At 51.4% G+C, this 13,769-nt stretch carries 10 protein-coding genes; 8 read left to right on the forward strand and 2 right to left on the reverse strand.

The features are described 5' to 3' along the window. Positions 1-34: 34 nt before the first annotated feature. A complete protein-coding gene (gene tssG, locus MXF20_RS15015; RefSeq protein WP_325970066.1) occupies positions 35-1,060 on the reverse strand; it encodes a type VI secretion system baseplate subunit TssG in 1,026 nt (341 codons plus the stop codon). After that, complete coding sequence (tssF, locus tag MXF20_RS15020; protein WP_325970067.1) at positions 1,060-2,940, reverse strand: type VI secretion system baseplate subunit TssF; 1,881 nt, start codon at positions 2,938-2,940, stop codon at positions 1,060-1,062. The genes tssG and tssF overlap by 1 nt, the downstream gene beginning before the upstream one ends. A gap of 525 nt (positions 2,941-3,465) precedes the next feature. Between tssF and tssH the strand changes: the two genes are divergently transcribed. The 8 genes from tssH to MXF20_RS15060 all read left to right on the forward strand — a co-directional run bounded on the left by tssH (position 3,466) and on the right by MXF20_RS15060 (position 13,693). Further along, on the forward strand, positions 3,466-6,123 hold the full coding sequence (gene tssH, locus MXF20_RS15025) for a type VI secretion system ATPase TssH (RefSeq protein WP_325970174.1): 2,658 nt from the start codon (positions 3,466-3,468) through the stop codon (positions 6,121-6,123). Between the two features lie 98 nt (positions 6,124-6,221). Beyond that, complete coding sequence (locus MXF20_RS15030) at positions 6,222-6,773, forward strand: fimbrial protein (protein ID WP_325970068.1); 552 nt, start codon at positions 6,222-6,224, stop codon at positions 6,771-6,773. Positions 6,774-6,869: 96 nt separating this feature from the next. Further along, positions 6,870-7,622: a molecular chaperone gene (locus MXF20_RS15035; protein WP_325970069.1), complete on the forward strand. Its 753-nt coding sequence runs from the start codon at positions 6,870-6,872 to the stop codon at positions 7,620-7,622. 73 nt (positions 7,623-7,695) lie between these two features. Beyond that, positions 7,696-10,314 (forward strand): fimbria/pilus outer membrane usher protein, encoded by a 2,619-nt coding sequence (locus MXF20_RS15040; protein ID WP_325970070.1) that lies wholly within the window; start codon positions 7,696-7,698, stop codon positions 10,312-10,314. Continuing rightward, positions 10,299-10,895: a fimbrial protein gene (locus tag MXF20_RS15045; protein ID WP_325970071.1), complete on the forward strand. Its 597-nt coding sequence runs from the start codon at positions 10,299-10,301 to the stop codon at positions 10,893-10,895. The genes MXF20_RS15040 and MXF20_RS15045 overlap by 16 nt, the downstream gene beginning before the upstream one ends. A 75-nt stretch (positions 10,896-10,970) precedes the next feature. Then, positions 10,971-11,504: a type VI secretion system contractile sheath small subunit gene (tssB, locus tag MXF20_RS15050; RefSeq protein WP_325970072.1), complete on the forward strand. Its 534-nt coding sequence runs from the start codon at positions 10,971-10,973 to the stop codon at positions 11,502-11,504. A 31-nt stretch (positions 11,505-11,535) separates the two neighbouring features. Further along, positions 11,536-13,023: a type VI secretion system contractile sheath large subunit gene (gene tssC / locus MXF20_RS15055; protein WP_325970175.1), complete on the forward strand. Its 1,488-nt coding sequence runs from the start codon at positions 11,536-11,538 to the stop codon at positions 13,021-13,023. A 184-nt stretch (positions 13,024-13,207) separates the two neighbouring features. Then, entirely contained in the window at positions 13,208-13,693 is a 486-nt protein-coding gene (locus MXF20_RS15060; protein WP_325970073.1) for an Hcp family type VI secretion system effector, read from the forward strand. The last annotated feature ends 76 nt before the right edge of the window (positions 13,694-13,769 follow it).

Raw genomic sequence — 13,769 nt, forward strand, 5'->3', positions numbered from 1 at the left:
AGCGAGTGTAGAGGGGAGAGTTAAGTAGCCTTACTCAGGAAGCATTATGGTAAATCTCCGGTTCAAAGCTCATGCCCGCCAGCGGTGTATCCTGATCATCTCGCTCCAGCCAGCTGGTATAACCCAGCTGATGACTTTCCCCCAGGGTGGCGCAGGGAACCTCGCTGGCTTCCAGTACCAGACTGACTTCCCAGGCGTACTCAAAGCCAACAAACTGGCGAACCCATTCACATAACACCGGCAGATCCTGGCCCCATGGGCTGAAACGTACATATTGCTTCAGGGTTAACGGTCCGAAAATCAGCTGAAATTTGTGCTGCCGATCCAGAACGGTTTGACCCAGAAGCGCACCGTCACCCAGCAGCGCCGAGGCGTTGCCCATACCGAGTTGCGTCTGGTCATCGGTTTGCAGGGTGAGCCATTGCCCGACGTACTCGCGCACTTTTACCGGCAGGGCAAAGTAGTAATGCAGCGCGCCAAGCAAGCCTTCGGGATTACGCGCTTCGCGAACCAAATGTGAGACCGCAGCGAGACGGGGGTGGCGCGGCAGAACATTTTCCGTCAGCGCCTGAGGATCAATGCCCATCAGGCTGCCGGTGTAAAAGGAAAAGCGTTCTTCCTGCTGACGATCCAGTGATGCAGTGTCCTGCGAGACCGCCCATGCACGATAGAAATTCGCCAGCGCGCGATGATGAAACAGATCCACAAAATGGGTTAGCGTCTGATCGTGCTGCTCATTCCGGCTGTAGGCGAGCTCGGTTTGGTGTAGCGGCATTGCGCCCTGTGAACCCCAGACGCCCAGACCGAACAGCTGAATGTGTGTTTTCCCCCTGAGCTGACTGACGTGTTCAATTTCGCGTGGCGCAAACCCCATGTGCGGCGTCTGACCAAGAGTAAAGTTTTCACAGGAGGGCAGCGCGGCGGTGCCGGGTTCGGGTTGGTCAGGTGAACGTGCCGCCAGCATGCGCATCAGGCTAATGAAGCCGCTGTCCCAGGGGGCAGCTTCATCAAACCAGTGCTCAAGGCCATGTACGGGGGAGATTGCCGGCCGATCAGCCATTACAACACTCCTCTGCGTCCATGACGGGGTTGCCATAAGCCAATTCGCCCGCGCTGCATGGTCAGTAACTCAGTCTCGGTGAAGACATTGATCGCTGCGTGTCGTGCCAGGTAGTTCTCCATAATCATGCCGAACAAATACGGGCTGATGCCGGAGAATCCTTCTTCATCAAGCGTGATTGAACAGCGGATACCACGTCCATAAACCAGCAGCCCATTGCCCGGTAAACGGCGAATCACCGGCTCGCTTTTACAGCCGACTAAGGCATCTATCTGCGTGTTAGCCTCGCGATCGGCGTTGTTAACAAACAGACGCAGCATATTACGTAGCGCCTCACCACCTTCACTGTGCGGCATATCTGATAAGGGCAGATAGTTGTAACTGAGCTGGCGAATCAATCGCCATGCCGATTCGCCCTGCGCAAAGGGGGAGCGTGGGGCACTGGGCTGAAACAGGAAACGGGCACCGCTGACCGGCGCTGAATCCGTGATGGTCAGCGAGAAGCTACCATCGACCCGGATTAAGCGGGGAAGATCGCGGTTGGTTACCAGCGCCTCGATCGAGAGATAACGGATGTCATCGCTGTAAGGGGCGTTCTGTTGATCCACCAGTGACAAAAAAACTTCCGTACCGGCATACGCCGTACGCGTATCGTACTTGCGCGTATTACGCTTCCCGGTGTGGTTTTTTCTGACGGTAGAAAAGTAGCGGCCATAGTTGCCCTTGTCGCTATGGCGCGTTTGAAACAGGGGGTTGAAGTTGACCTCTTCGCTGCTTTCCGCTTTTTGGCCAAACACTTTTTCAATGGCATAAATCTCGAAATCCAGCGGTCTGCTGCGGTCCGGAAGAACATGGAATTCATTCAGCTTACGGTTGATCTCCAGCTTATCCATCCGCCGCGGAAGCAAATTAATCACCGGGGTACAGTGCAGCAGGAAGCGCGAGGCGGTGACATGGCTGGCCAGCGCCTGTGACTGCCGATCCAGCAGAATAATGATCTCCATTTCGTCCGCGTTGTTCTGCTTTGCTGCGGTGGCGAGTTGGGTCACGGTGAAAAAGTAAAAGCGCTGACGACAGGAAAAATACTCATGCACCAGATTGTGACCATGGAAAATATTCCACGACACCGGCAGTAAACTCTGTTCTGGCGACAGGCTATCGAAGCTTAATGCTGCTTTACTGATGACCGTGTCGATCACCTGACCGTCGCGGGAACCCCGGACGATGGTGGCCACGTGACTGCCATAGAGCATTTCGAAGATGTGCGAGACGATACGCTCATCACCGTCGATGTAAAAAGGTAAGCGGTCAAGCCCTTCCAGCTGTGCAAAGGTCATGCCGGTGGGTAACTTTAATTTAATCCGCAAAGCCTCTTTCAGGCGATGCACCGGGATACGATGTCGTTCCAGCGAGGGCATATCCGGCGGTAAACTGGTCAGACGCGCTTCGGACACGATAAACGGCCACAATTGCACTGCCTGGCCGCTGCGAAATTCACAGCGCGTCACCTCACCGGGGGCAATAGGGGTCAGAAAGGCGCTATTGCGAGGGACACAATAGCCCCGGGTCAGATCTCCCTCTTTCAGGCTGGGCTGCAACTGAACCACGCCCATTGACGGGGTAGGTGCAGTGTAATTGGGGTAGATAATGTCCAGTAACCGGCGGGTAAAGAGAGGAAATTCGGCATCCAGTTTGACCTGGGTACGGGCGGACATAAAGCAGAAAGCTTCAATCAGTCGTTCAACAAAAGGGTCGGCAACTTCGATGCCATGCATACCCAGCCGTTTGGCAATTTTGGGATGCTGTGCGGCAAAGTCACGCGACATTTCACGCATGAACGTCAGTTCTTTATTGTAATAATCAAGAAATTTAGGGTCCATGATCGTTCTCTGATTTTCTGTCTTATGCCTGATACAGGACAGTCAGTAATTTTTATTTGTTTAAACTTCCACTTAATTTAAATGCTGTGCTGTGCACCAGTATTAGCAGGTTTTTAATTTTTTTAGCCTGCGATTTTAAAAAGGGTTATTTTAAATTTTATGTTCAGGTAATAAATAGTCTATTGATTACGCCGGTGTAGGAATTTACTTATTAAATGGAAAGGCCACTGAAGGTTTCTGAATGATTTTTTCATTTATATGATTGATTTATATTTATTTTATCTAATTTCTCCTGTCCATCTCTCAGGTTTTTTTAAGGTGGCAAATCCCGAGTGCATTTAAAAAAACGTTTAGCCAGGAGTTTTGTTAATTTTATTCCTAATGTGAATTCAGGGGGTTCACAATAATCGGATGACCCGTTAAATTTCATCGCCATTGAGTGCGCAGGACATGTTCACTGCACGATAACCCGATAGCAGGGTGATTTATCCCGTCTGCACATGCAAAATTTTAAAGGTGAAGAGCGTGGCTATAATCAGGAAGAATTTATTTGGCAAGCTGGATAAAACACTTTTCGCTACGATTGAGAGTGCAACCACCTTCTGTAAATTGCGCGGTAATCCTTATGTCGAGTTAGTTCACTGGATGAATCAGCTCTGGCAGCATGGAGACAGCGATCTCAGACATATTGTTCGTTACTTTGACATTGACGGGGAACAGCTTGAGCGCGGCTTCACTCAGGCTCTGGGGCGTTTACCAACCGGTGCCAGCGCTATTTCTGACTTCTCATACCATATCGAACTGGCCATTGAGCGCGCATGGGTGTGTGCGAGCCTTGAGTGTCTGGACAACCGCATCCGCAGTGCTCATTTGCTGATTGCCATGCTCAGCAACATGGAGCTGCGCCGTGCACTGTTGGGTATGGCACCTGCGCTGGAAAAAGTGGCGCTGGACGTGATGACCAGCGAGTTTAAATACATTACCGCGGATTCACCGGAAGCGACAGAAGATGCCAGCGATGGCACGGCCTTCTATGAGGGGTCCATGCCGGGTGAAGCCAGCCAGGCAATGGGTCAGGCGCCTTCTGCTTCACTGGCGCAATACACCACGGACCTGACCGCACTGGCAAGGGAAGGCAAGACCGATCCTGTGCTGGGACGAAACCAGGAAATCGCCACCATGATCGATATCCTGCTGCGCCGGCGCCAGAATAATCCCCTGCTGACGGGGGACGCAGGCGTAGGCAAAACCGCTGTGGTGGAAGGATTGGCACAGGCGATTGTCTCCGGCGCGGTGCCGCCAGCGTTAGAAAAGGTTCGCCTGCTCACACTGGATGTGGTTGCCCTGGCGGCAGGGGCCAGCATGAAAGGGGAGTTTGAGGCGCGCCTGAAAGGCGTACTTGAGGAAGCGATAGCTTCGCCTCAGCCAGTGGTTCTTTTTATTGATGAAATTCACACGCTGGTCGGTGCGGGTGGCAATGCCGGCACGGGCGATGCTGCCAACCTGTTAAAACCGGCACTGGCGCGCGGCCAGTTGCGCACCATCGGTGCCACCACCTGGAGTGAATACAAGCGCCATATCGAGAAAGATCCGGCGTTGACGCGCCGTTTTCAGGTATTGCAGGTCGCTGAACCGCTCGAAGATGTCGCCGTGGCGATGCTGCGCGGCCTGGTACCAGCCCTGGAGAAGCATCACGGGGTATGGATCACGGATGCCGCCGTCCAGGCTGCTGTCACCTTATCGCATCGTTATATCCCGGCAAGACAACTGCCGGATAAGGCGATCAGCCTGTTAGACACGGCCTGCGCACGCATTGCCGTGGCACAATTCACTGCCCCAGCCGATTTGCAAAAGCTGATCTGGCAGCAGGAAACCGCGCGTACTGAACGGCAATCGCTGGCGAAAGCCCATCAGTATGGGCGTGATGCGACTGCGCGTATGGCCGAACTGGATGTCTCACTCACAGCGTGGTCGGAAGCAGGTCAGGCATTAGAAAAGCGCTGGCAGGCCGAACGCGAGCGCGTCGGCCAGATTGTCACTCTGCGGCATGAGATTGCCGGCGCGATGTCGCAGCCGGAGGGCGATAGTGACCTGCTAACCCCATTACGGGAACGGTTGCAGAAGGAAGAGCAGCAACTGGCACAGTTAGTCACCGGTGAGCAGTTAGTGCAGGCCGAGGTTAATGAAGATGTGGTTGCGCGCATAGTGGGCGACTGGACCGGCATTCCCGTTGGCCAGATGCTGAAAGACGAGCTGAAAAAAGTCATGGAGCTGCCGGCGCGCCTCAATGCGCGTGTGATTGGTCAGTCTGCTGCTCTTGATCAACTCAGCGACTGCATTACGACTGCAAGGGCTGGTCTGGCCGATCCACGTAAACCACTGGGCGTCTTCATGCTGGTTGGTCCATCCGGTGTCGGCAAGACCGAAACCGCACTGGCACTTGCCGAAAGCATCTACGGTGGCGATCAAAATCTGATTACGGTCAACATGAGCGAGTATCAGGAATCACACACCCTCTCATCGCTGAAAGGATCGCCGCCGGGCTATGTCGGATATGGCGAAGGGGGAGTGCTGACCGAGGCCGTGCGTCGTCGTCCCTACAGTGTGGTACTGCTGGATGAAATTGAAAAAGCGCATCCGGATGTCCATGAACTCTTTTATCAGGTGTTCGATAAAGGTCACATGGAAGATGGGGAAGGGCGCAGCATCGATTTTAAAAATACGGTGCTGTTACTCACCAGTAATACAGGCAGTGAATTAATAAGCCAGCTGTATAGCGATGAAGAAACCGCGCCCGAACATGAAGGGCTGCTGGCCGCACTGCAACCTGAGTTATTAAAAGTATTCCCCGCCGCCTTTCTTGGCAGAGTGACTGTCGTTCCTTATTTACCTTTGCAGCAACGTTCGCTGGGTAAAATCGTGCGGTTACATCTGGCGCGTATTCAGGATCGCGTGATGAGGCAATATCAGTGTGAGCTGCAATATACCGATGCTGTGGTTGAACATGTTGTTGCGCAATGCCATGTGGCTGAAACCGGTGCTCGGCTGCTGATTCGTATTATTGAGCAGACGATCACTACCTTACTCGGTAAACACATTCTTGCACACCATGCGGAACTGAAAAATAACGTCATTACGCTGGACAGACAGAACGATAAATATGTGGTGACGCTAAAAAAATAAGCGGCACAGCGGCAAAAAATTTCATTGTTCAGGTGAGACCTGAGATGGAATGTCAAACGTAGTTATTTTTAACGGAAAGTCATTTAAGGAAAGTTAAGATGCGCAAGCTGAAAACTTCAATAGCAGTTCTGGCTCTGCTCGCTGCGGGTAATGCAGCCGCTGTGGATAATGGTTACGTCGAATTCAACGGTAAAGTCACTGATAACACCTGTAGCATCGTGAGCGGTGATGAAGCGCTGCAGGTTACGCTGCCAACGGTTAACCGCTCTGCGCTGGCTAAAGCTGGCGATCAGACGGGTTCAACGTCATTTAATATCCGTGTTGAAAATTGTCCGGTAAGTGGCACGCCTGACCGCCCAACTCAGGTTGCGGTGCACTTTGAAGCAAACGGCAGCTCGGGTGCAAACCCGGAAACGCAGAACCTGATCAACGCCTCACCGGATGCTAATAAAGCACAGAATGTTGAAGTTCGTTTGTATGACTACGGCGTCAGCACGGGCTTCCTGCCTGTTGGCAGCACCGGTAAATACTTCAACATCAGTGATGATGGTAAAGCCACCACCACTTACGCCGGTGGTTACTACGCAACGGGCGCATCAACCGTCGGTCCGGTCTATGCGAAAGTGCTGTACACCCTGGCCTATAAATAAGCCTCACTCATGTGGCTGCCCGGTAAGGGCGCCACTGTATTAACCACAGTTTATTCCTGCAAACTGTTTATTAAGCAACGTATCTGGATAATCGTTATGTTTAAAAAAATCCTGCTGGCATCACTATTATTCAGTGCGGTAACTCCGGCATTTTCATCCATTGTGATAAGCGGGACGCGGATTATTTTTCCCGGCGATCAGAATGAAGTGAATGTGCGTACGATAAATATGAATACCAATCCTGCACTGGCACAAGTGTGGGTGGATGAGGGTGATGCACAGGTTGACGTACAAAAAAGTAAAGTCCCGTTTATCCTGACGCCCCCCGTTTTTCGCGTTGAGGCCAATAAAGGCCAGAGCATTCGCATGTTCTATAACGGCATGGCGTTACCGCAGGATAAGGAGTCTTTATTTTGGTTTAACCTGCTTGAAATACCGCCAAAAGCCACGGGTGAGCAACAGGGACAAAAGCTTGAGATTGCTTTCCGCACGCGCATCAAGATTTTTTACCGTCCTAAAGCGCTGCTCAGAGGATCACCCGCAACGGAAGTGGAAAAACTTGAATGGAGTCTGGTGCGCGATAGCAGCAAAGGTGAGGGCATCAAAGTAAGAAATCCTACGCCTTACTATTTCTCGTTTAATTCGGTCAATGCGCTATCCGGTGGAAAAAAAACGGAGCTGAACGCCGACATGGTCGAGCCTCAGTCTGAGAAAACCTATTTTCCACAGAATAAGAAATCAGTAACGGGTATCACCGCAATGGATTTCCAGTACATGAATGATTATGGCGGTGCCGTGTTAATCCGACTTAAGCTAAACGGCAGTCAATTTATCAAAGAAATAAAATAAAAAATAAGTATCCGTTTTTTATGGCGAAGGGTTGTTCAGGATAATAAAGCTGAGCTAAAAAGGAGTTTAGACTGTGGAACCGGGCATATATTCAGGGATAAATGTTGTCAGTCGCTTAACCAGGCTAAGCGCACTGATCAAGTTTAGTTTACTGATGGCCATCATAACCAAAGGCCAGGTGTTGGCACAGGCTGTGCCCCCCTCAACCCCGGGTTCTTCAGAGCCAGCCACAATGGATTTTAACAGTGACTTTCTGCACGGATCAAATATTGATATTACGCGTTTCTCGCAGAAAAATGCCACTTTACCCGGTGTGTATGACGTCATCGTTCATGTAAATGACAATGTCCGCGGAAGATTGAAACTCCAGTTTGTCCAGCGCAATGCAAATGAGCAGGTACAGGCTTGTTTTAGTGCAGGCCAGTTGAGCCAGCTGGGGATTATTCCCGATGAAAAACAGCTGCAGCAGTTAAAGCGTCTCGCGCCAGAGGGTAACGAGCGATGTTTTATTCTTGAGCGCTGGGTGCCGGGAACAAAAAGTTATTATAACGGCGGTGATTTTGAGCTGAATTTAACCGTGCCGCAATTATATGTTCGCCATCGCAGCGATGATTATGTCGATCCCAGTCTGTGGCAGACCGGTGAGAGCGTGGGTTATCTCGACTATGCTGCCAATGTCTGGCGCAACAACTGGGGATTAGTCAAAGGCGGGGCAAGCAATAGCGGTAATCTGGCGGTTACCGGAGGCGTGAACCTTGGCGAATGGCGCTTGCGTAAACGTACAAACGTTAACTGGAGTAACAGGGCTCCGTCGTCTGTGCAGAATCTTTACACCTATGTGCAGCGGGACATTACGCCGTTAAAAGCCGCGCTGACCCTGGGCCAGACCAGCAGCAACGGTAACCTGTTTGATAGTTACAACCTGCGTGGTGTGATGCTGCAAACGGATGAGCGCATGCTGCCGACGGAAATGCGTAACTACTCGCCGATCATCCGCGGTGTCGCAGAGACCAATGCGAAGATAACCGTAACGCAGCGCGGGCAAATACTTTACGAAACCCTTGTCCCGCCGGGTCCTTTCGCCATTACCGATCTGGGGGCCATGGGTTACGGCGGTGAACTGTTGCTGAAAATAACCGAAGCAGATGGTCGCATCAGGCAACAGGTTATTCCCTTTTCGGCACCGCCGATGCTTTTACGTGAAGGTGCATCGCGTTTCTCGGTATCGCTGGGGCAATTAGATGAAACCGATATAAAAGCACATCTGGATGTGTTCCAGGCGACGTACCACCGGGGAGTGATGAATTTCTGGACGCTGTATGGGGGAGCACTAATTGGTGAATATTATAAAGCCTTTGGTATCGGCCAGGCCTTTAATACGCCGCTGGGCGGCATCTCTTTTGACGTCATTAATGCCCGTAGCGTGCTGAAAGATAATATTCAACGATTAGGGCATAGTTACCAGCTAAACTACAGTAAATACCTTGGTCCGACGGATACCAATATTACCCTGGCTGCCTATCGCTATTCCTCCAAAGGTTATTACACCTTCCGGGAAACGGCTTTAGCACGTCAGGGTTTCGTCGGGGGGGAAACGAACGGCTTTAGTGACACTTATATTGACTACCGCACACAAAACCGCTTCACCGCCAGCGTCAATCAGCGTCTGGATGAGAATAAGTCATTGTGGTTTATTGGCAGCCTCGCCAGTTACTGGAATCAGCAGGCCAACTCCCGTCAGTATTCGGTAAGTTTTAATCATGCACTGGAAAAATTCAGTTATGCCATCACCGGATCGCGCAGCCGGGCAGGAAATGGCAGAGATGAAAATATCATTCAGCTATCGGTAAGTGTACCGCTTGGGTTTAGCTCGATTAATAAGCCGCTCTTCAGTTCACTCTATAGCTCAGTCAGTAACAGTAATTTGAACGGTACGCAGTTTCAGGCGAATGCATCAGGTTATCAGGGTGCCCAGAATGAGCTGACTTACGGAATGGGGGTCACCGCGGGCACCAACGGCCGCGGAAAAGCGGCCAGCGGTAATCTGCAATATCAGTCTTCTTACGGTCAGTCTGGCGTGAGTGCGACGGTCGAGCGTGACAATACGCAGCTGGCAGGCTTTATGCGCGGCAGCCTGGTTGCCCATGCGGGGGGTGTCACTCTGGGGCCGGCAATTAATGACGCTGCATTTGCCATCGTTCATGCCGATGGCGCGACCGGTGCCGGATTGTTAAATGGTCAGGGTGCGAAGGTTGACCGGTTCGGTTATGCCATCAAGCCATCGCTCTACCCTTACCGTGAAAATGCGGTACAGCTGGATGCGCAGGGATTACCGCAAACGGTTGATGTACTTGAGAACGAAGCGCGAATTTATCCACGTCAGGGTGCGGCGATCGCGGTGCAAATGAGCACTATTTCAGGTGTTCCCCTCATCCTGACGGTGCGGGATGGTGCGCATAACTATCTGCCGATTGGCACTGAGCTGAATGACAGCAACGGGCTAAACCAGAGTGTGGTGGGTCAGGGAGGCCAGGCCTTTATCCGTGGCTGGAATCCGGCTCAGGCTCCTCTGCTGGCGCAAGTCGGGAGCGAAACACTGAAATGTATGGCGCAGAACACGGCGCCAGCGGTCAGGGAAACCGCCACGACACTGGCTATCACAACCATGGAGGTGGTATGTCTGAAAAACTGAACGGCCGAAATGGCTTAGGCCAGCGTCTGGTGCTGATGCTTGGCGCTCTGCTGACGGCGTCGTTTTCAGTGACTGCTGAGGATTGTGCCGTATCAGGCAGCTGTAAGATTCCGGTGACATTTACCGGAACGTTTCTGGCGCGCACTTGTGAAGTGGATGTCAATCACGGTGGCGCAGCCGGTACGGTTAACCTGCCTGCGGTGTCTGCAAAATCACTGCAAAAAAGTGGTAGCGAAGTCGGCAGTACTTCGTTTCCCATCGCATTAAAGAACTGCCCGGTAAACCGGATAATTGAAATGCGCTTTACTACCCGCGGCGGAGAAACGTCTGACCCAGTAACAAAAAACTTAATTAATAGCATCGGGAATGATTTTAGTCGGGATGTTCAGGTGCGGGTGCGTAATATTGCCGGCACACAAATGCGCATCGATGATAATACCAGTTATCAGGAGTATGTCATTCCTGCTAACGGTAATGAAGTGACTCAGTACTTTATTGCCAGTTATTACGCGAAAAGTAATGGGGCAGTGAATGCTGGGCGAGTGCAAACACGCTCCACCATTGACCTGACTTATAAGTAACAGCAATAAAATGAGCACATGATCGTTCCGGGGCTTCTCCGGGTATACCTCAATTAAAAATGCAGAAAGGTTATTATGGTTAATAAAAATAGTTCGCAAAAATTTATTGCGCGCGATCGAGCACCGCGTGTTCAGATTGAATATGACGTTGAAATTTATGGTTCTGAAAAGAAAGTGGAATTGCCATTTGTGATGGGCGTGCTGGCTGATCTCTCTGGTAAACCGCTTGAGCCGTTACCATCTGTGGCCGATCGTCAGTTCCTTGACATCGATATTGATAACTTCGATGAGCGCATGAAAGCGATGCGCCCCCGCGTGGCTTTTGCAGTACCTAATACCCTGACCGGTGAAGGGCAGTTAATGATCGATGTGACTTTTGGAAGCATGAGTGACTTCGAACCGGATGCTATCGCCAGAAAAGTGGATTCACTTTCTCAACTGCTGGAGGCGCGCACACAGCTTGCCAACCTGCAGACGTATATGGACGGCAAAGCGGGCGCAGAAGAGTTAGTGATGACACTTCTGAAAGATAAAGCGTTGTTGAATTCGCTGGCTTCTGCGCCAAAAAAGAACAGTGACAGCACGGATGCCAACCCAGCGGCGATATAACTAAGGAGACATGATGTCAGCTTCACAAACCATGGAAAAAAACAGTGCAGCCGTCGATGCTACTGCCCAGGCGAGCGCTTTCACGTCGCTGCTGAACAAAGAATTTAAAGCGAAATCTGACCAGACTAAAGCGGCCGTTGAGGGCGCGGTGAAAACCCTGGCGGAGCAGGCGCTGGCAAATACCGTGACTGTTTCTGATGACGCTTATAAAAGCATTGCGTCCATTATCGCGGAAATTGACCGCAAATTATCCGATCAGATTAACCTGGTTCTGCACCACGAAGAGTTTCAATCGCTGGAGAGCGCCTGGCGTGGTCTGCATCATCTTGTCTATAACACGGAGACGGATGAAAAGCTGAAACTGCGCTTTATGGATGTGTCGAAAGATGAGCTGCGCCGCAGCATGAAGCGCTATAAAGGCACTTCGTGGGATCAGAGTCCGCTGTTCAAAAAAATCTATGAAGAAGAGTATGGCCAGCTGGGTGGCGAACCCTATGGTTGTCTGGTAGCGGACTACTACTTTGATCACTCCGCCGCCGATGTCGACCTGCTTTCCTCAATTGGCAAAGTGGCGGCGTCAGCGCATATGCCATTCATTGCCGGTGCCTCGCCGAATGTGTTGCAGATGGACTCATGGCAGGAGCTGTCAAATCCGCGCGATCTAACGAAAATCTTTACCCAGAATCTGGAATATGCCGCCTGGAACAGCCTGCGCCAGTCTGAAGATTCCCGCTACATCGGTCTGGCCATGCCACGTTTCCTGTCTCGCCTGCCTTATGGCACGCGCACCAATCCGGTTGATGCGTTTCACTTTGAAGAGAATACCGACGGTGAAAATCACAGCAAATACGTCTGGTCTAACGCAGCCTATGCGATGGCGGTGAACGTTAACCGTTCCTTTAAAGAAAACGGCTGGTGCACCATGATTCGTGGTGTAGAGAGTGGCGGCGTGGTTGAAGGCCTGCCTTGTCATACTTTCCCGACTGATGATGGTGGTGTGGACATGAAATGCCCCACCGAGATCGCGATTTCCGATCGTCGTGAATCGGAGCTGGCCAAAAACGGTTTTATTCCGCTGGTACACCGTAAAAACACCGATTTTGCGGCGTTTATTGGCGCACAGTCACTGCAAAAACCGGCCGAGTACCCTGACGCCGATGCAACGGCCAACGCGATGCTGTCTGCGCGTCTGCCTTACCTGTTTGCCTGCTCGCGTTTTGCCCACTATCTGAAGTGCATCGTGCGCGACAAAATTGGTTCGTTCAAAGAGCGTGACGATATGCAGCGCTGGCTGAATGACTGGGTTATGAACTATGTGGATGGCGATCCGGCCAACTCTTCGGTGGATATCAAAGCCCGCCGTCCACTGGCCGCTGCCGAAGTCGTGGTTGAAGACGTTGAGGGTAACCCGGGTTATTACAGCGCAAAATTCTTCCTGCGTCCGCATTTCCAGCTGGAAGGTTTGACGGTATCTCTGCGCATGGTTGCCAAACTGCCGTCGGTTAAAAGTGGCGCCTGAATTAACTATTCGGTTTGACAATGGACATTAAGGACAATGTCTGAGCCGGATATTTAACCGTCAAAGTAAAACATTACTTTGAATTAAATGAGATCGCTCGCCGGTTTATCTGGCGCGGCACTCTTTTATCATTCAATGCCGGGCATTGAATTATTCATACACTACCAGTGCTTGAGAGGAAATTATGGCACAAGACATGTTTATTAAAATTGATGGCATCGATGGCGAATCCATGGATGCCGCGCATAAGGATGAGATCCAGGTTCTGGAATGGAACTGGGATGTGCGTCAGCCTTCTAATATGCACAGTGGTTCAGGGGGCGGTTCGGGCCGTGCAACGGTGGCGGACTTTGTTTTCCAGCATTATACCGACAAAGCCAGTCCAAATCTGGTGAGCTACTGTTTAACCGGTAAGCATATTAAAAATATCGTATTCACCGTACGTAAAGCCGGTGGAGATCCGCTGGAATACCTGATCCTGAAATTCACTGATGTCATCATCACGTCCGTCGCGATGGGCGGTTCTCACCAGGATGAAACGCGTCCGCGTGAAGAAGTGCGCTTCTCTTTCACTAAAGTCACTGAAGATTACGTTACGCAGAATGCTGAAGGTCATAAGTCTGGCGTTATTTCCGCCTCTTACGATGTTAAGGCAAACCAGCACGCGTAATTAAGCGCTGCTGCGGCCCTGCCACAGAGCCTGTGGCAGGGTTCACCACGCTCATGGTTAAAGATGGTTTATACGA

It is taken from the genome of Pantoea dispersa, assembly GCF_035783935.1.
GTDB classification, from domain to species: domain Bacteria; phylum Pseudomonadota; class Gammaproteobacteria; order Enterobacterales; family Enterobacteriaceae; genus Pantoea; species Pantoea dispersa_C.